This is a genomic window from Paenibacillus phytorum (assembly GCF_013141715.1).
In the GTDB taxonomy this organism is placed as follows: domain Bacteria; phylum Bacillota; class Bacilli; order Paenibacillales; family NBRC-103111; genus Paenibacillus_E; species Paenibacillus_E phytorum.
Genome location: NZ_WHOA01000089.1, coordinates 183325 through 199708 on the forward strand (window position 1 = coordinate 183325; position 16384 = coordinate 199708).

Annotated in this window: 22 protein-coding genes; 3 read left to right on the forward strand and 19 right to left on the reverse strand. The window is 44.1% G+C overall.

Annotation, left to right across the window (positions count from 1 at the left end; genetic code table 11):
* Positions 1-120 precede the first annotated feature (120 nt).
* The 15 genes from nusB to GC098_RS12660 all read right to left on the reverse strand — a co-directional run bounded on the left by nusB (position 121) and on the right by GC098_RS12660 (position 10365).
* Positions 121-579: a transcription antitermination factor NusB gene (gene nusB, locus GC098_RS12590; protein ID WP_047673943.1), complete on the reverse strand. Its 459-nt coding sequence runs from the start codon at positions 577-579 to the stop codon at positions 121-123.
* Positions 580-814: 235 nt separating this feature from the next.
* Entirely contained in the window at positions 815-1042 is a 228-nt protein-coding gene (locus GC098_RS12595) for a DUF2273 domain-containing protein (protein WP_171643485.1), read from the reverse strand.
* 14 nt (positions 1043-1056) lie between these two features.
* Positions 1057-1617, reverse strand: a complete 561-nt coding sequence (amaP, locus tag GC098_RS12600; RefSeq protein ID WP_171643487.1) for an alkaline shock response membrane anchor protein AmaP — start codon at positions 1615-1617, stop codon at positions 1057-1059.
* 88 nt (positions 1618-1705) lie between these two features.
* On the reverse strand, positions 1706-2119 hold the full coding sequence (locus GC098_RS12605; RefSeq protein ID WP_171643488.1) for an Asp23/Gls24 family envelope stress response protein: 414 nt from the start codon (positions 2117-2119) through the stop codon (positions 1706-1708).
* A gap of 205 nt (positions 2120-2324) precedes the next feature.
* Positions 2325-3683: an acetyl-CoA carboxylase biotin carboxylase subunit gene (accC, locus tag GC098_RS12610; protein WP_171643490.1), complete on the reverse strand. Its 1359-nt coding sequence runs from the start codon at positions 3681-3683 to the stop codon at positions 2325-2327.
* Positions 3684-3787: 104 nt separating this feature from the next.
* The gene (gene accB / locus GC098_RS12615; RefSeq protein ID WP_171643491.1) at positions 3788-4285 is read right to left on the reverse strand and encodes an acetyl-CoA carboxylase biotin carboxyl carrier protein; all 498 of its coding nucleotides are present in this window, start codon (positions 4283-4285) and stop codon (positions 3788-3790) included.
* 156 nt (positions 4286-4441) lie between these two features.
* Positions 4442-5188 (reverse strand): SpoIIIAH-like family protein, encoded by a 747-nt coding sequence (locus tag GC098_RS12620; protein ID WP_171643493.1) that lies wholly within the window; start codon positions 5186-5188, stop codon positions 4442-4444.
* Positions 5189-5225: 37 nt separating this feature from the next.
* Positions 5226-5864 (reverse strand): stage III sporulation protein AG, encoded by a 639-nt coding sequence (spoIIIAG, locus tag GC098_RS12625; protein ID WP_171643495.1) that lies wholly within the window; start codon positions 5862-5864, stop codon positions 5226-5228.
* 4 nt (positions 5865-5868) lie between these two features.
* Entirely contained in the window at positions 5869-6618 is a 750-nt protein-coding gene (spoIIIAF, locus tag GC098_RS12630; protein ID WP_171643497.1) for a stage III sporulation protein AF, read from the reverse strand.
* A 12-nt stretch (positions 6619-6630) separates the two neighbouring features.
* The gene (gene spoIIIAE / locus GC098_RS12635; RefSeq protein ID WP_171643499.1) at positions 6631-7830 is read right to left on the reverse strand and encodes a stage III sporulation protein AE; all 1200 of its coding nucleotides are present in this window, start codon (positions 7828-7830) and stop codon (positions 6631-6633) included.
* A 24-nt stretch (positions 7831-7854) separates the two neighbouring features.
* Positions 7855-8244, reverse strand: a complete 390-nt coding sequence (gene spoIIIAD / locus GC098_RS12640) for a stage III sporulation protein AD (protein WP_057306424.1) — start codon at positions 8242-8244, stop codon at positions 7855-7857.
* A gap of 10 nt (positions 8245-8254) precedes the next feature.
* Positions 8255-8458, reverse strand: coding sequence for a stage III sporulation protein AC (gene spoIIIAC, locus GC098_RS12645; protein ID WP_029197158.1), 204 nt, complete (start codon positions 8456-8458; stop codon positions 8255-8257).
* A 62-nt stretch (positions 8459-8520) separates the two neighbouring features.
* Positions 8521-9039, reverse strand: a complete 519-nt coding sequence (gene spoIIIAB / locus GC098_RS12650; protein ID WP_171643501.1) for a stage III sporulation protein SpoIIIAB — start codon at positions 9037-9039, stop codon at positions 8521-8523.
* A 6-nt stretch (positions 9040-9045) separates the two neighbouring features.
* Positions 9046-10029 (reverse strand): stage III sporulation protein AA, encoded by a 984-nt coding sequence (gene spoIIIAA / locus GC098_RS12655; RefSeq protein WP_171643503.1) that lies wholly within the window; start codon positions 10027-10029, stop codon positions 9046-9048.
* A gap of 72 nt (positions 10030-10101) precedes the next feature.
* Complete coding sequence (locus GC098_RS12660) at positions 10102-10365, reverse strand: YqhV family protein (RefSeq protein WP_057306427.1); 264 nt, start codon at positions 10363-10365, stop codon at positions 10102-10104.
* Between the two features lie 336 nt (positions 10366-10701).
* Between GC098_RS12660 and comA the strand changes: the two genes are divergently transcribed.
* The 3 genes from comA to GC098_RS12675 all read left to right on the forward strand — a co-directional run bounded on the left by comA (position 10702) and on the right by GC098_RS12675 (position 12769).
* Positions 10702-11505, forward strand: a complete 804-nt coding sequence (gene comA, locus GC098_RS12665) for a phosphosulfolactate synthase (RefSeq protein WP_171643504.1) — start codon at positions 10702-10704, stop codon at positions 11503-11505.
* Between the two features lie 3 nt (positions 11506-11508).
* Positions 11509-12228: a 2-phosphosulfolactate phosphatase gene (locus GC098_RS12670; protein WP_171643505.1), complete on the forward strand. Its 720-nt coding sequence runs from the start codon at positions 11509-11511 to the stop codon at positions 12226-12228.
* Between the two features lie 76 nt (positions 12229-12304).
* The gene (locus GC098_RS12675) at positions 12305-12769 is read left to right on the forward strand and encodes a DUF441 domain-containing protein (protein WP_171643506.1); all 465 of its coding nucleotides are present in this window, start codon (positions 12305-12307) and stop codon (positions 12767-12769) included.
* An 8-nt stretch (positions 12770-12777) separates the two neighbouring features.
* On the opposite strand, the gene GC098_RS12680 is transcribed toward GC098_RS12675, so the two are convergent.
* From GC098_RS12680 to aroQ, 4 genes are all read right to left on the reverse strand, one after another.
* Positions 12778-14034, reverse strand: a complete 1257-nt coding sequence (locus GC098_RS12680; RefSeq protein ID WP_171643507.1) for an aspartate kinase — start codon at positions 14032-14034, stop codon at positions 12778-12780.
* A 136-nt stretch (positions 14035-14170) separates the two neighbouring features.
* Positions 14171-14734 carry an elongation factor P gene (gene efp / locus GC098_RS12685; RefSeq protein WP_171643508.1) on the reverse strand — a complete coding sequence of 188 codons (564 nt, stop codon included), beginning with the start codon at positions 14732-14734 and terminating at the stop codon, positions 14171-14173.
* A 15-nt stretch (positions 14735-14749) separates the two neighbouring features.
* Positions 14750-15823 (reverse strand): M24 family metallopeptidase, encoded by a 1074-nt coding sequence (locus GC098_RS12690; protein WP_171643509.1) that lies wholly within the window; start codon positions 15821-15823, stop codon positions 14750-14752.
* A gap of 46 nt (positions 15824-15869) precedes the next feature.
* The gene (gene aroQ, locus GC098_RS12695; RefSeq protein WP_171643510.1) at positions 15870-16307 is read right to left on the reverse strand and encodes a type II 3-dehydroquinate dehydratase; all 438 of its coding nucleotides are present in this window, start codon (positions 16305-16307) and stop codon (positions 15870-15872) included.
* Positions 16308-16384 lie beyond the last annotated feature (77 nt).

Below are 16384 nucleotides of genomic sequence, written 5' to 3' on the forward strand. Positions count from 1 at the left end.
GTTTTGTGAAAAACGTTCTTCGTAAGCAGCAGCTTAGAGTTTTCTTAGAAAACTTGATTCGTAAGCATTAGCTTCGTGTTTGCTATGGCTATATATAAATGGTTGAATTATCGATGTTAATTAGGACGGTGTTACTTTGCCCTTTAAATCTTCAACTTCTTTAATCATTTTACCAAGTACACCATTAACGAACTTGCCTGACTCCTCCGTGCCATAATGCTTGGCCAAATCAATCGCCTCATTGACGACAACTTTAGGTGGAACATCATCTCTGTACAGCATTTCATAAACAGCCAAACGCAACACTTCACGATCAATCCGTGAGAGCCTGTCCATCGCCCATCCCTTTAAGTACTCTTCAAGCAGTTCATCAATTCTAACTTTGTTACTGTATGTACCCTCAACGAGTTCAATAATGTATAGAGGGTCAATTTTATCTCCGGAAAAATTCAACTCTGTTTCATTATCATGCTCTGCTTCATGAATCGCAATTTGGACAGCTTCCTGAGGTGTAGCCTCATTCATCTGGATTTGGTAAAGGCTTTGTACGGCAATTTCTCGTGCAACTCTGCGTTTCATTGTGGTCCTCCTAAAAGTTTTCGCCAGAAAACTGACTTCTTAAGCATTCATGGATGTAATTCGTTCCAAGGATAAACGACTCCGTCGTCCTTCAGGGACGAGCGCGTTTGTCAAGGTTGATGCGAAGCTACAGTATAAAATTTATACTTTCTTATCAACTAAAAAACTCTTTTTACTAGTATACGTCATATTGGAATGAATCCAAACAAAAAAATCCATGGTAGAACCAGGGATTTTAGCGAAACATTCTCCATTTTTGCGTGAGATAGCGCCAAATGTCTTCAAGAATGACGAAACTTTCTTTCCGATCCAGTTTGTTCCCTACATAAAAGCCGAGCAGAACAATGAATCCAAAGATCAACATATCCCAAAAACCAAAAAATAAATAAATGAAGCCGAAGAAAACGCCTGCTGCCACTCCGATCACTTTGCCCCTATGGGACTCCCACAGCTCATTCCACATGAGTGGGTTCACCTCTATTCGACTCGGCTTTTAAAAGTTGGGGCTGATTGCACGATGTTCGCTACGAATACGGTTACGGAAGCTACAGGAATGCCAGTAATATCTTCGATGTAACTTTTCACAGTACTTTGCATCTCTTCAGTAAGTTCAGGAATCGAACTTTCCCCATCCACAATGGTTCTGATCGTAATTTCTAGACCTGATTGATTCACCCTTACACGGGCACGTAAATCTTTGGCACCTTTGGTACGACCAGCGGCTTTCAAAGATAAATTCTCAACCGTTTCAATCGAGATGCGAATATCTCCGAAATCCGTTCGTTGGTCGATGGATGGTGCTTGAGAACGACCGCGACGCAGCGTTAAAATGAGGAAACGAACTGAGATCAACAGCATGATTAAGCTGATGATAATCGCTGGGTACGCAAAGCTTTTTTCGAAATAAAAATTACTTAACACTTGACCTGCTTGTTCTAACGGGATCCAGCTCGAAGCTGTGAACAAAACAACGATAGAAGCAATTAGAATAATTAGGCTATAGAGAAGTAGCAAGAGCCTGTCCACAATTTTACCCACGTAAGCTTGTCCCCTTCCTATAGTTAGAGGAAACCCCCTGCAACCTGTAGGGGGTTTCAATTGATCCATATGGATTCAGCAGTTCCGCCTATTTCACCCGATGGGCAGCTGCTGTTTCTTCTTCAACCGGTTTATCTGCCAGTTTAAAATGAACATCATGAATATGAACGTTGACTTCAACAACGTTTAAGCCTGTCATCGATTCAATTGCCTGCTTCACATTTTGTTGAATGTCGCTTGCAACCTCAGGAATTCGATTGCCATATTCAATAATGATGGAGACGTCAATGGCTGCTTCACGTTGTCCGACTTCTACCTTTACGCCTTTGGACAAATTCTTACGTCCAAGCAATTCAGCAATGCCGCCAGCTAATCCGCCACTCATCCCCGCTACTCCTTGCACTTCCACCGTTGCCAAACCGGCAATGATTTCGATAACCTCGGGGGCAATTTGGATGCTGCCCATGTCTGTTTTGACGTAATCCGGAGCGATTGTGCTCATTGTGGCACCTCCCTAGAGTTTGTGAAACAAACTTTCTTCGTAAGCATTTTCTTGAGTTTTGCGCCAGCAAAACTGGCGTCGTAAGCATAACTGTGTTTGTGAAACAAGCTTGTTTCACATGCTTTCCCTTGCTTGATCCATGGTTTGGATAAGCCATCTTAATTTATTACTATACCATTTCGCCAAAAATATGACAAATGTTTGTCTAAGATTCTGGATCATTGACATCGTGTTCTTCCAAGAACTTAATATCATGGTCACCCTTGATAAATTTCTTGTGCTCAAGCAGCTTCAAATGGAATGGAATCGTCGTGTTCACACCATCCACCGCAAACTCGGTGAGCGCTCTTTTCATGCGGGCAATCGCTTCTTCTCGCGTATTTCCCCAAACAATAAGCTTAGCGATCATGGAATCATAGTGAGGCGGGATTGTGTAGCCCGGATAGACCGCGCTATCAACACGAACGCCAAAACCACCTGGTGGCAAGTAGAACTTCACTTGACCCGCTGAAGGCATGAAGTTCCGATTCGGATCCTCAGCATTCACACGACACTCGATAGCCCATCCATTGATGCGGACGTCCTCTTGTGCAAAAGATAATGGATTGCCTTCCGCTACACGAATCATCTCTTGGATGATATCAATTCCTGTAATCATTTCGGTTACGGGATGCTCAACCTGGATTCTCGTGTTCATTTCCATGAAGTAAAAGTTACCATCAGGACCGAGTAGGAACTCAAGTGTTCCTGCACCGGAATAATTAACGGCTTTCGCTGCACGAACGGCCGCTTGCCCCATCGCTGTGCGTGTTTCAGCTGTTAGAATTGGACAAGGAGCTTCTTCAACAAGCTTCTGTCTACGACGCTGTACGGAACAATCACGCTCACCTAAGTGAACAACATTACCGTGTTTATCCGCTATAATTTGAATCTCAACATGCTTCATGCCTGTCAAGTATTTCTCCAAATATATACCTGCGTTGCCAAAAGCATTTTGTGCTTCTTGCTGCGCTGCCGTAATCTGCTGTACAAGTGTTTCCTCGTTCTCGGCAATACGTATACCTTTACCGCCGCCGCCTGCTGTCGCTTTAATGATGATCGGGTAACCGATATCTCTAGCAATGACGATCGCGTCGTCAATGTTCTCAACCAAGCCGTCTGAACCTGGAATGATCGGTACTCTCGCTTCTTTCATCGTTTGCTTGGCAACCGCTTTATCACCCATTCGGCTTATCGCATCTGGGGATGGACCGATAAATGTAATATTACAGCTCTCGCAAATTTCTGCGAAGTCCGCATTTTCAGCTAAGAAGCCGTATCCTGGATGGATCGCATCACATTCTGTTAGCGTAGCAACACTCATCAAGTTTGTGAAGTTTAAATAGCTGTCCTTGGAGGCAGTCGGCCCGATACAATAGGCTTCGTCGGCTAGACGCACATGTAGCGCATCACGATCAGCTTCCGAATAAACAGCCACTGTATAAATGCCAAGCTCACGACAAGCTCGGATAATACGAACAGCAATTTCTCCGCGGTTCGCTATTAGGATTTTATGAAATTTCATTATTTTTCCTCCTAAGAGTTTTCCGTTAGGAAAACTTGCATCATAAGCGTGTACTGAGTTTTGCTCAAGCAAAACTGCATCATAAGCAGAAGCTTACTAATCGCTTACTCTGGTCTAACTAAAAATAAAGGTTGTCCGTACTCAACAAGCTGACCGTTATCTACGAGCACTTCAACGATTTCACCTTTAATTTCAGCTTCGATTTCATTCATCAATTTCATAGCTTCCACAATACAGACAACGTTTTTGTCACCTACTTTGGAGCCAACACTTACGAAAGGAGCAGAGCCAGGAGAAGCAGATTGATAGAAGGTTCCTACCATCGGTGAAACTATCTTATGTAAAGATGAGTCCTCTTGCTTAGCATGTCCATTAGTCGCAGGGATAGAAGCTTCGAGAGCGGCAGCAGGTGCTGTGTTAGCAATGTTTGCTTGACCGATCGGAGCATACGTGTGTTGAACGGGGGCCGTTACATAGACAGACTCCGTTTTATTCGGCTTGCGAATAGAAAGGCGTGCACCTTCATTTTCGATTTCAAGCTCTTGTAAAGAGGATTGATCGACGAGTTTGATCAACTCTTTGATTTCACTCAATTTGAACATTCATGTCACTCCTTCAAGGTTGGTGAACCAGTAAAAAATGCGGTTTCATAGCCGCAACGTATGTATTATACCCATAAACGCAAGAAATGGAAAGAGTCCAGTTTGTCCGGACCCTTTCCATTGCCATCCTAGGCAGGCTAATCTCACCTCTTTTTACTAAGGACGAACATATTGAATCTTAATATTTTCCGGACCTGTACCAAGCTCTTTCATCACCATATCAACGATTGTTACACCTTGGCTTTTCTCCAATTTATCGCTTTGAACTGTCACTTTCCACTTGTTTCCATCTTGATTAATGATGGCTTGCGGGAAGTCTTTCATAAGCACATCTTGTAAATTTTCTACTTTTTCTTGAATATCTGTCAGTTTTGCTAAGTCATTTGTCGCTTTGGCTACAGTTTCAGGTGTCTTCTTAGAATCGATAATGATTTCCATTAAATCAGAGGATGTTTTGCTGAAGTAATCTCTTTGTTTCATTTGCTCATTCGTGAAATAATCGCTAGCTGATGTTGTTCTCGCTTGCTCTTCAACGATCTTCAGAACTTGATCATCCGTTTTGGCTGTATTTGGTTTAGTCGCTTTGGAAGTATCTTGCGTCGTTGTTGTTTTAGCATCGGTTTTAACATCGGTTTTCGCGTCTGTTTTTGTTGAATTTTGCGGTGTAACAGCTTTTGTGTCGACTTTTACATCTCCACCAGTTGTCGCTTTCACATCTGTTTTCGCAGCATTCGCAGGGTCAACCTGACTCATATCAATCTTCACTTCTTGTGTTTTATTGATCGTTTCCGTTGTGGCTAAATCAAGCTTATTGACATCTTCTGTGAACAGATAATAGGCGGAAAGCACCACCATTAAACTAAGCATAGATACGAGCCAAATTGTTTGTCTTTTCGCATTCATTGAAATTCCTCCTCAATTTTGATTTACTATAATACATTCATCCCCCTGTTTTGCGGGGTAAAATAGAGATCCTACTCGCTTGCACATCAAGTCCTCGCTCTACAGCTTCTGTAATCATTTTTTTCACTGTGAGATTCTCGGCGCCTTTAGCGACAACGATAACGCCTCTGATTTTCGGTTTAATGTATTTGAGCACAAGCGGCTTCTGGTCGCCGGAAACTTGATAGACAACCACTTCACCACTCCGCGTTACCTGGGATATATTTCGTGTCGCCCCACCATTGTCGCGTTCTGTCGTCATTTGCTGATTGTCATTGTAATTTTTGTCGACTGTCATTTCTTCCGTCGACTCAATTGTAACGAGCACTTCAACATCGCCTACGCCAACAATTTTCTGCAAAATCTCCTTCAACTGTGTTTGATAGGCCGCTTCATAATCGTGAAAGGTAGAATTTTCTTTGGATGCACTGTTGAGAAATGTTTCTTTGCTGGGTTGCGGAGAGGCTCTGCCCGCATTGATGGGATCAACATCTTTTACAGTCATAAATGCATTCATAATCATCAGCGCAGCTCCCAAGAGTCCAATCATAACGACCCACAAGAGAGTGTTCTTGCGTTTAGGTCCTCCCGGACCTCCGCCGAATTTGTGCTCCATCCATTGCAGCAATGTTCCCATCGATTCACCTCGCAATCCTTCCATTCCATTGTTTCAATTGGATATCAATCTGTGCAGGCTCCACGATCCAATCACGCACGATTTTTTGCTTGAGATGGTCAACCTCTTGCTCCATTCGTGACGATAACTTAGGCAGAGCAGCTGCTTCTTTGTCACTTGGGTTACTTCCCTGCAGCTTCGTGGTTAGTTCGATCCGTATCGGATCCATTGGCTTGACCGGCTCCATGACAGCTATGCTTTTGGAGGCTGACGTTGATTTTACCTGTTTCGTCGATTCTATATCATCAAGGGTTACCCTGACTTTCGTTATAGCAGGTTTCCCGTTATTGTCGATTTGCGCCAGCACCTGAACGTCTTGGATGATCAGCTCTGTTTGCTTCTGTAAATCCTCTTTCATCAGCTCAGCCAGCTGTGTCTGAATCATTTGCTGTGATTGTTTTTGTCCTGCTTCTTGAAGTTTTTGGGCATCCTTCGTAATCACATCGAGCGATTTCATATATGGACTTCCACCGCCGCTGCTCGCAAGCATTGTTTTCTCGTTTTGCCGCTGCTCCGCTTGACCGATCAATTGATCGATGTCCCAATCCTTCTGAAACAATTGAAGTACCGGAGACAACAGTGTAAGTAATATGAATAAACTCATAACCGTTTTGACATATCGCTGCATGGTATTACTGGGAAGTAGTAGATCAACAAATGTTGCCAACATAATGACCATAATGACGCTTTTTAACCATCCCGCTAACCAATCCATAGCTGCCTCCTTTCACCGCATCATCACGGAGACATTACTGATCGTAATCATGATCGTTAGAGCTAAAAAGAACATTAGGCTGACGGCTGCCAGTGCCGCAAACACATAAATTAAGCTCTTACCTATCGTTTGTAAGCAAGCGATAATCGGACTATCTCCTAAGGGCTGCATGATCGCTGCGGATAAGTTATAGATGAAAGCTAACGTTAAAATTTTGATAGCCGGAAACGCACACAACAAGATTAGAATGACAACCCCAACGAGTCCAATTGCATTTTTCACAAGCAGCGATGCCCCAATCACTGTCTCAGTTGCATCCGAGAATAAGCGGCCCACAACGGGGACAAAGTTTCCGGTAATGTACTTTGCCGTTCGAATCGCAACACCATCTCTAACCGCTCCCGCAGTCCCTTGAATCGATATAACGCCGAGGAAAACAGTGACGAATACTCCCAGCATACTTAAACTTATTGTGCGAAGCAGGTTCGCTAGCTGGGTGACTTTGTATTTCTCACTTAGGGAGCTTACGATGTGCAGGACAGCTGAAAAGAACAACAAAGGGAATATAAACACATATATCGCAGTACCAACTGAATGGATCATAAACACAATCAGAGGATGTAAAATCGCCACAGAAGTGACATTTCCCATGGATGCCAAAAGAGTTAAGAGCAAAGGAACAATGGCAATCATGAATTGAATCATGGAAGAAATAGCCGTTTTGGCGTAACCGATAGCTACGCTGAAGCTGTTGATAGCTATAATGATCAGAACCATATAGGTAATTGAATAACCTAGCTTGCTGACCGTGTTCCTTTCAAAGGAGCTTTGCAGCGTTTCGAGAATCATACTGAAGATCGTCAGAATAACGATAGAAGCAAGCAGCTTTCCATTAATGATGATTTCGTGGAACACATAGCTTAGCAACCCTTTGAAAATGCTCTTCATGCTAATGCCTTTGGTCCCAAGCAGCAATTCCATGAAGGTTGGCGTCTTACTTTCAGGGAAGTAACCGCCGTAATCCTTCATGAGCTTATCCCAATATTGCTCAACAGGTTCCGTGTTCAGATGGTTGGCCTGCTCCTTGATAATGATATCCGTAGGCGATTCAGCGGCCATATTTCCCGTCAATCCAAGCCATAAGCCCATTGTCATTATGAATAAAATGATCCAGCGGTTGTTCAGCTTCTGGTACGAATAAATTAGATTCATATAGGTCACTCCTCATGGATCATCCTAAGCAGGGAGCAGTTTAACAACGGTCTCTATGATGACGGTTATGATCGGAATAGCCATTACCATAATGAGCACTTTCCCGGAAAGCTCGATCTTGGAGGCAATGGATTCTTGACCGGCATCTCGCACGATTTGAGCACCGAATTCAGCGATGTAAGCAACACCAATGATTTTCAGAATCGTTTTGAGAAAAACCATATTGATGCTTGACTTTTGAGCTAAATCCTCGAGCACCTGGATGACAGAGGAAATTTTACCAATCAGGAACAAGAAAATCATGATGCCCGTAAATGCTGCCAGCAAGAAGGCGAACATTGGCTTCTGCTCTTTGATGATGAGCGTTAATATCGTAACGATGAGTCCTAAACCTACGATCTGGATGATTTCCATCAGGCCCACCTCATTGGAATAGGAAGATCGTTTTGATTTCTTTAAATAAATGATCGAGCATACTGACGACCATAAAGAGCACGACCACGAAGCCAATGACCGTGACCCAGTGTGCCATATCCTCTTTGCCCATCTGCTTGAGCACCGAATGGATCATCGCGATGATGATGCCGATGCCGGCGATCTGGAAAATGGCATTCACATCTACGTTCATTCCAGGCACCTCACTCTGTTGACAAGGAACTCACTTGTACGGCCAAGTATCCCTTGCTACCCTTAATACATCAATATCACGATCAATGCTCCGATTAAGACACCGAGGCTTTTCCACATTTTCTCGTAGCGCCTCTGCTCTTCCCTAGACTCGGTTTCTTCCGTTTGAAGTTGGCTAATAGCAAGCCGTAAATGTTTGATTTGATCACTTCGATCTGTGAGTCCGAGAACGGCTCCGAGCTGCAGCACCACTTCTTGTTCCGCTTGCTTCATCGAAGTTCTTGTCCAAACATCATTGACACTCCATTGCCAAATCTCACGGGTAGATTTTCCGTCACTCTTCAATAAACGCTCTGAAGTTATTCGAAATAAGGAAGAAAGCGGTTCTGCGACCTGCTTGCTGAGTGAGGCGAATGCTTCAGGCAGCGGTGTGAGTGCGTACATGATTTCCGTCTCCATTCTCCCTAACGCACTGATAAGGCCACGGATTTGCTTGGGACGCCTTATATAGTGAGCAGCCTTTAGGAAACCAAATAATGTAGCAGCACCGATAATAAGAACCCCTCCGACAAATTTCATCATCTAACATCATCCTTTACGCACAGGATAGAGTTCCAAGGGCTTGCCCTGACAATCCAAGACGCGGTGCGTTGCCAGAGCACCTTTTCTTCTATGCAGGATGACATACCTTGTGAATATACCCTCATCCAACAGCTGCTTCAGAACCGGCCTCCTGCGTACATCCTCATAATCAGCACCATGCGCAGTGGCTACGACACGAATCCCGGTGTGAACAGCCTCATGGATGGCGATTGCATCTTCTGGACGCCCAATCTCATCCACAATCAGGACATCCGGTGATAACGACCGAATCATCATCATCATGCCTTCCGCCTTAGGGCAACCATCCATTACGTCAGTTCGTGGCCCCAGATCGAATCTAGGCACCCCTTTGACACAAGCAGCCAGTTCTGATCGTTCATCCACGACTCCCACTTTCTTACCAGCCGTCGATACGTTATCCCCCCCCCATTCTCCCCGGCTAATCAATCTAGCTAGATCGCGTATGAGCGTTGTTTTCCCGTGCTGCGGAGGTGAAATGATGAGCGTATGATGGATGCTTCTCAGCAAAGGATCGAATAGCTGTGGTAACACCTCTTGGCCGACACCTTTGATCTCGCGGGCAATCCTTATGTTGAAAGAACTCACATCACGTATTTGCTTGACATGTCCTTGATCCAAAACGGTTCGCCCTGCTAGTCCTACTCGATGACCTCCAGCAATCGTGATATAGCCTCTACGCAGCTCTTCTTCGAAGGTATACAAGGAATGATTCGTGAGCATCTCTAGCAGCGTAAGACAATCCTGCCGTGTTGGCTTGTATGCCTTCGTTTCCTGAGTCACCATCTCCCCCCGTTCACCCACAAAGGTATAACGATCACCCCAACTAATCTCAAGGGGCCGTGACTCTCTCACCCTTATTTCTTCAACACTAGTTTGTACGTCCGGCGGCAGTCCTGCTAATAGAAACCGGAAAGTTTGAGGCAGTAAGTGCACAATCGAATCGAGCATAGGGAGACATCCCTCCAAGTTGTCCAGTCTTCTATACTCATTTCTATGCTTAATAGAAAGAAATATGACCGATTACTTTTTTAAAATACCAATAAAGAGACAACTTACTCCCGCAATCACCCAGAGCATTTTGCCATATGATAGTTTCTCTGCTATTCCTACTAATCCAATCGTCGTTGTTGCTAGAAGTACTAGAGGACCTACTAGAGCCAACCCTGAGTTCACCAGCAGCGCTTTCTCCACCGTCGCCAGCCTCAGCATCACAATGGCTGCGATAATCTCAATGCTCCCTGACATCATCCTCAGCGATGCCATCGTTAGGACAATTTTGTTCATTTCTTTCTACTCCTCCTCGTAAAAATGTTTGAGCTTTATGTGTCGTCGAATATTTAGCGGAGCGGATTAATAAAAGGCCGGAAGAGCGACTTTTGTAAAGCTGTTCCTACCAACTCAATTCAATAAAAGGAACAGCTTTACAATGGAGTCCTGGAGGTTTTTATAAATTCGCGGAGCGACCGTTTATTCGACAGAACGCAAAGGATAGGGTCAAAGCTTTTTACCCTACCTTATGCAAGCTCGTCTGATTTTAGGCATGCTGGGCACCACCATTTGTGAAGATGCATATGCTGAACACAGAATTGAACCTTCAAAGGACAGTGAGGAGAATAACAGATGGAAGTGACCTCTCATTTGAAATGGAACCCCGTTCTAGCCGACCCCACAGGACAAAGGCAGGCTAAACCAAGAACGCTGGGGAAAACGATGGTGATGGATAAAGGATTAGGCTTGAACGCTTTTCAAGATCTGCTCAGCACGTCTAGCAGCCATCTGGATATGATCAAAATTGGCTTCGGTACCTCGCCGCTTTATCCGCTAAACGTACTTAAAAGTAAGATTAACTCAGCAAAAGAAAACGGCATCTGCATTTACCCGGGTGGTACCTTTCTGGAGGTCGCCATCAGACAGAATGCAGTAAGCTCTTTTTTTGACATGCTTATTGCACTTGGTTTTAACGGCGTTGAAATTTCCGACGGGACGATTGAGATGGAGCGCAGACTCAGGAATGAGCTTATTGCCAGAGGATTGGAAGAGGGTTTCGAGGTCATTACCGAATATGGTAAGAAAGGCTGGGGATCCTCCATTGAATTGGAGGAATTAATTGAGACAGTCTTAATCGACACGGAACTCGGGGCAAAATTGGTTACCATAGAAGCTCGAGAATCGGGCATGGGCGTTGGGATTTTTGATAATAACGGAAAATGTAAGGACGACGAACTGCAAAGAGTACTTTCCGCAATTCCTGGGCAGCAGCTCTTATGGGAAGCACCGCTCAAAAGTCAGCAGGTGCATTTAATAAGCATGCTAGGCCCAGACATCCACTTGGGTAATATTTCACCGGATGAGTTGATGGCGTTGGAAGCGTTACGGAGAGGACTCCGTTCCGATACGTTGTCTTTGGGTACCAGAAAGGATTAAAAGATGCATATCGAGGTTGTCGCCAACATCGGCGAAGCTAGAAGTGACGAATTTCTTCATAAGACCGTCATTGTGGTTGATGTTTTACGTGCAACTAGCACGATCATCACCGCACTGATGAACGGTTGCAAAGCCATTGTTCCTGTGGAAACAGTTCTGAAAGCCAAAGAGTTATTTCGTGAGGGTGACTTGCTTGGAGGCGAGCGTTTTTGCAAAAAGATTCCTGGTTTCGATTTCGGTAATTCGCCACTGGAATACACGGAAGCAGCCGTCCAAGGCAAGCGAATTATTCTCACAACCACGAATGGAACAAGAGGCATACAGAAAGCGATGAAAGCCGATCACGTGTTAGCGGGAGCCCTATTAAATAGCAAAGCCTGTGCGAGGGCCGCGGTCGATTTCAAACGGGACACCGTTATTTTGTGTGCAGGAACCCAAGATGTTTTCTCATTGGAAGATGGGCTTTGCGCAGGTCTTATTCTTGAGGAACTATCGATTCTGCTCGGTGACAAAAATATGGCATTCAATGACTTCGGCATGGCGATGCGGGGATGTTATTTGCAATCAAAAGATACGTTGTTCGAGACAATATTAGCCTCCAGTAATGGAAAGAAAATGAATAAGTCTGGTTTCCAGGCTGATTTGGTTTTGTGCGCCAAAGCGAATACCACAGATCAAGTTCCCATATTGGAACGAGATCAGATGGTACTGATGCATCATTGACAGACACGCCTTCGTTCTAAATACAAGCCCTTCTCATAAACTAAGATTGAAGTTATGAGGACGAGGGGTTTTGATTATGAATGGCGATTTGCTCTTAGTTATTCTCATTATTATTGGACTCATTGGACGATCACCAATCATTACGACCGCGGCTTGCATTTTACTTGCGATTAAACTTATTGGTTTAGATCGTTATTTCCCTACGATGGAGCGCAGAGGATTAGAACTCGGGTTGCTGTTCTTGACGATTGGTGTCCTGGTCCCCTTTGCCAGCGAGCGCATTTCTATGAAGGATATCCTATCGGTATTCACCACTTGGCCGGGTATCATCGCACTACTTGGCGGAGCTATTGCTACTTATATGAATGGAAAAGGGTTGGAACTGCTAAAAATAGACCCACAATTAATTGTGGGTCTTGTGATTGGTTCTATATTTGGCATTATTTTTATGCGCGGCATTCCGGTTGGCCCTTTAATGGCAGCCGGAATAACGGCTTTTTTATTAAAGCTAGCTTATTTTATTTCGGATAAAATGCATTGAAAATCCGACTATCTGCGATCTTCTGGCCCACCAACAAACGCATGCTCCGTAGTGTCCAAGCCATACGCTGTGTGCAGAGCACGGATAACTTCGGTTAGGTTCGTGTTGTCAACGACACATGACATTTTAATCTCGGACGTACTAACTAACGAAATAGAGATGCCAAGATCTGAAATCACTTTGAACATTGTTGCAGCAACACCTGGTGTACTTACCATACCAGCGCCAACAATGGACACCTTCACAAGGTTCACTTCAGAAGTGACTTCACGGTATCCGATGTCACCGCGAATTTTTTCAATGACGGTCAATGCTTTTTCACGATCAGCTAGGGTCGTTGTGAAAGAGAAATCAGCCGAACCGCTGATCACACCGCTTTGTACAATGATGTCGACATCAATTTGCTCTTCGGCAAGCGCAATAAATACTTTCGCCAATTGTCCCGGTTTCTCAGGTACACCCAGAATACTAATTCTTGCCACATTCTTATCGTAAGCGATGCCTCGAACGACGATTCCTTGCTCCATCACTGCTTCCTCCTTCACATTGGTACCTTCATTGTAAGTAAAGCTGGAACGCACCACTAAGGTAACGTTATAATTTTTGGCATATTCTACAGCTCTTGGATGCAGAACAGCAGCCCCTAAATTAGCAAGCTCCAGCATCTCATCATAAGAAATTTCATTAAGCTTTCTCGCTACCTTCACGATGCGTGGATCTGTGGAGTAGATACCATCTACATCGGTATAAATCTCACATAGATCTGCTTTAATAGCAGCAGCAAGCGCAACTGCCGTTGTATCCGACCCACCGCGACCTAGTGTGGTAATCTCACCTGATTCGGTCATCCCTTGGAAGCCAGCTACAATGACGACATTGCCTTGTTCGAGAGCTTTCAGCACACGATGTGGCTGAATATCCGTAATTCTGGCCTTACTATGAACCGGTTCCGTATAAATACCACTTTGCCAACCGGTATAAGAAACCGCCTGCTCACCCAAATTATGTATTGCCATCGATAAGAGAGCTACCGATACCTGCTCTCCTGTCGTTAACAGCATATCCATTTCACGAGCCGGAGGGGCTCCATCGTAAATTTGCTTAGACAGGTCGATCAAATCATCCGTTGTATCTCCCATCGCGGAAACGACAACAACGCAGCTATGTCCTGCTTGTTTTCGCTCTACGATTCTCTTTGCAACACGCTTCATTCGCTCTGCATCACCGACAGAGCTCCCGCCAAATTTCATCACTATAAGAGACAAAGCTGACCCACTCCCAACGCATACTAGTGCATAACAATTCAATATTATAGCATATAAACACCTTGCTGTGGTAAGAAATCCACGTGAAATGAAAAAAAGCCTTTTGGACTCCAAAGAGTCTGAAAGGCTTTAATCATTAGTTGCTCGCGCGTGAAAGGTATTTTCCATCATCTGTATCAACGGAAAGAATATCGCCTTCGTTGATGAAAAGTGGCACCATCACATTAAGACCTGTTTCCACTTTCGCATTTTTCAAAGCACCTTGAGCTGTGTTTCCTTTAACGCTTGCATCGGTTTCGATAACTTTCAAGTCAACGCTCTTCGGAAGGTTAATCCCAAGAATTTCACCTTGATAGCTCATGATTTTGATGTTCATGTTTTCTTTCAGAAAGTTCAATTCCCATTTCAATTGTTCCTGGGAAAGGGAAATCTGATCATACGTCTCTGTATCCATGAATGTGTACTCGTCGCCAGCTGCGTACAAGTATTGCATTTCACGGTTTTCGATGTGCGCTCGTCCAACGTTCTCGCCAGCACGGAATGTACGTTCAACGGTATTACCGTTACGCAGGTTTTTTAGTTTGGAACGTACGAATGCCGCACCTTTACCTGGTTTAACGTGTTGGAAATCTAGAACTGTAAAAATATCGTGCTCAACTACAATCGTAAGACCTGTTTTGAAATCATTAACTGATATCACTTGTGAATCCCTCCGCTAGTCAATAATAAGAAAATCTTTGGTAGAATGTGTAAGTATTTTAATGCCGGTGTCAGTAATTACTGCGTCATCCTCAATTCGAACTCCGCCAAAGTTGGGGAGATAAATACCAGGTTCAACCGTAACCACCATACCAGGTGTTAAAATCATATCCTCGGTTTTCGACAAGCGTGGATTTTCATGTACCTCCATGCCTAAACCATGTCCGGTACCGTGACCGAAGTAATCGCCATAGCCATGCTTTACGATAACATCACGTGCAAAAGCATCGCCCTCTCGGCCAGTGATACCTGGTTTGAGATTGGCTAAACAGTTTAATTGGGCTTCCAGTACAATGTCATAAATTTCTTTATGTTTGTCTGTCGGCTTACCTAGCATAACCGTTCTTGTGATATCTGAGCAATACCCTTTATAATACGCTCCAAAATCCAATTTGACAAATTCGTTTATTTGGAGCACGCGATCACTTGCTTTGCCATGAGGAAGCGCAGATCGTTCTCCAGAGGCTACAATCGTTTCAAACGATGTAGAAGTCCCCCCATTTTTGCGGATAAACATCTCAATCTCAAGAGCGATGTCCTTCTCCTGCACACCTGGCTTGATGAAAGACAGAATGTGTGAGAAAGTTTGATCAGCTAGATCGGCGGCCTCTTGCATAATCTGTAATTCCGCCTCATCTTTAACCATTCGAATCAACTCAACAACGCGCGATGTAGGCACCAATTCGATACCAGCTAATCCTTCTTGGTAGCTTAGGAAATCGCCGTAGGATACATCCACTTGCTCGAAGCCAAGCTTCGTGATCCCTTGCTGCTTCAAAAGTTCTTTCACTGTTTCGATTGCTTTAGCTTTATGCTCAACAACTTCAAATAGCTTAGCTTGCTGAGGAGCTTGCGTCATATAACGAAAATCAGTTAACAGCAAAGCACGATCTAACGTTATAAGGACATAGCCAGAAGACCCAGTGAATCCAGATACATATGTACGGTTGTATGCGTTCGTGATAAGTATTGCCGGTAAATCTTGCTGTTGCATAACCTTGCGAAGACGTTCAATACGTTTCTCCTGCATTGAGATCACCAATCTTTCTTACGTCCCTTAGGGACGACAGAGTCGTTTATCCTAGCATATGGGGTAGTAATGCTCTTAAACCAAGTTCATAGCTTTGTGCACCGAATCCACAGATTTGACCGATAACGACAGGCGCAGTAACTGAATGATGACGAAACTCCTCACGCTTATGAATATTCGAAATGTGAACTTCTACAGTTGGCAACTGTACCGTGGAAAGTGCATCGCGAATGGCATAACTATAATGCGTGAATGCTCCTGGGTTGATCACAATACCATCTTTTGTGCCGAACGCTTCATGAATTTTATCAATAATATCGCCTTCATGATTCGATTGAAAGCTCTCAAGCTCAATCGACAGCGTCTCAGCTAATTCATTCAAACCTTGAATAATCGTTGAAAGCGAAACCGTTCCGTACACGCCAGGTTCACGTACGCCGAGCATATTTAAGTTCGGACCATTAATGACTAGAACCTTTTTCAAAAGGAAATCACTCCCAAGCATTTTTCGTTGAAAAATGGGCTCTACAAGCCTATTTAACCTTGATATTTTACCATAAC

What these genes read in the sequence shown, in the direction of transcription:
- spoIIIAG (WP_171643495.1), bottom strand. Translation starts at nt 5,864, where the DNA reads ATGGGAACATTGCTGCAATGGATGGAGCACAAATTCGGCGGAGGTCCG.
- comA (WP_171643504.1), top strand. Translation starts at nt 10,702, where the DNA reads ATGGAAGTGACCTCTCATTTGAAATGGAACCCCGTTCTAGCCGACCCC.
- GC098_RS12690 (WP_171643509.1), bottom strand. Translation starts at nt 15,823, where the DNA reads ATGCAGGAGAAACGTATTGAACGTCTTCGCAAGGTTATGCAACAGCAA.
- GC098_RS12660 (WP_057306427.1), bottom strand. Translation starts at nt 10,365, where the DNA reads ATGAACAAAATTGTCCTAACGATGGCATCGCTGAGGATGATGTCAGGG.
- GC098_RS12620 (WP_171643493.1), bottom strand. Translation starts at nt 5,188, where the DNA reads ATGAATGCGAAAAGACAAACAATTTGGCTCGTATCTATGCTTAGTTTA.
- nusB (WP_047673943.1), bottom strand. Translation starts at nt 579, where the DNA reads ATGAAACGCAGAGTTGCACGAGAAATTGCCGTACAAAGCCTTTACCAA.
- spoIIIAF (WP_171643497.1), bottom strand. Translation starts at nt 6,618, where the DNA reads ATGGATTGGTTAGCGGGATGGTTAAAAAGCGTCATTATGGTCATTATG.
- GC098_RS12605 (WP_171643488.1), bottom strand. Translation starts at nt 2,119, where the DNA reads ATGAGCACAATCGCTCCGGATTACGTCAAAACAGACATGGGCAGCATC.
- GC098_RS12675 (WP_171643506.1), top strand. Translation starts at nt 12,305, where the DNA reads ATGAATGGCGATTTGCTCTTAGTTATTCTCATTATTATTGGACTCATT.
- accB (WP_171643491.1), bottom strand. Translation starts at nt 4,285, where the DNA reads ATGTTCAAATTGAGTGAAATCAAAGAGTTGATCAAACTCGTCGATCAA.
- spoIIIAB (WP_171643501.1), bottom strand. Translation starts at nt 9,039, where the DNA reads ATGATGAAATTTGTCGGAGGGGTTCTTATTATCGGTGCTGCTACATTA.
- spoIIIAE (WP_171643499.1), bottom strand. Translation starts at nt 7,830, where the DNA reads ATGAATCTAATTTATTCGTACCAGAAGCTGAACAACCGCTGGATCATT.
- GC098_RS12595 (WP_171643485.1), bottom strand. Translation starts at nt 1,042, where the DNA reads ATGTGGAATGAGCTGTGGGAGTCCCATAGGGGCAAAGTGATCGGAGTG.
- spoIIIAA (WP_171643503.1), bottom strand. Translation starts at nt 10,029, where the DNA reads ATGCTCGATTCGATTGTGCACTTACTGCCTCAAACTTTCCGGTTTCTA.
- spoIIIAC (WP_029197158.1), bottom strand. Translation starts at nt 8,458, where the DNA reads ATGAACGTAGATGTGAATGCCATTTTCCAGATCGCCGGCATCGGCATC.
- spoIIIAD (WP_057306424.1), bottom strand. Translation starts at nt 8,244, where the DNA reads ATGGAAATCATCCAGATCGTAGGTTTAGGACTCATCGTTACGATATTA.
- GC098_RS12670 (WP_171643505.1), top strand. Translation starts at nt 11,509, where the DNA reads ATGCATATCGAGGTTGTCGCCAACATCGGCGAAGCTAGAAGTGACGAA.
- accC (WP_171643490.1), bottom strand. Translation starts at nt 3,683, where the DNA reads ATGAAATTTCATAAAATCCTAATAGCGAACCGCGGAGAAATTGCTGTT.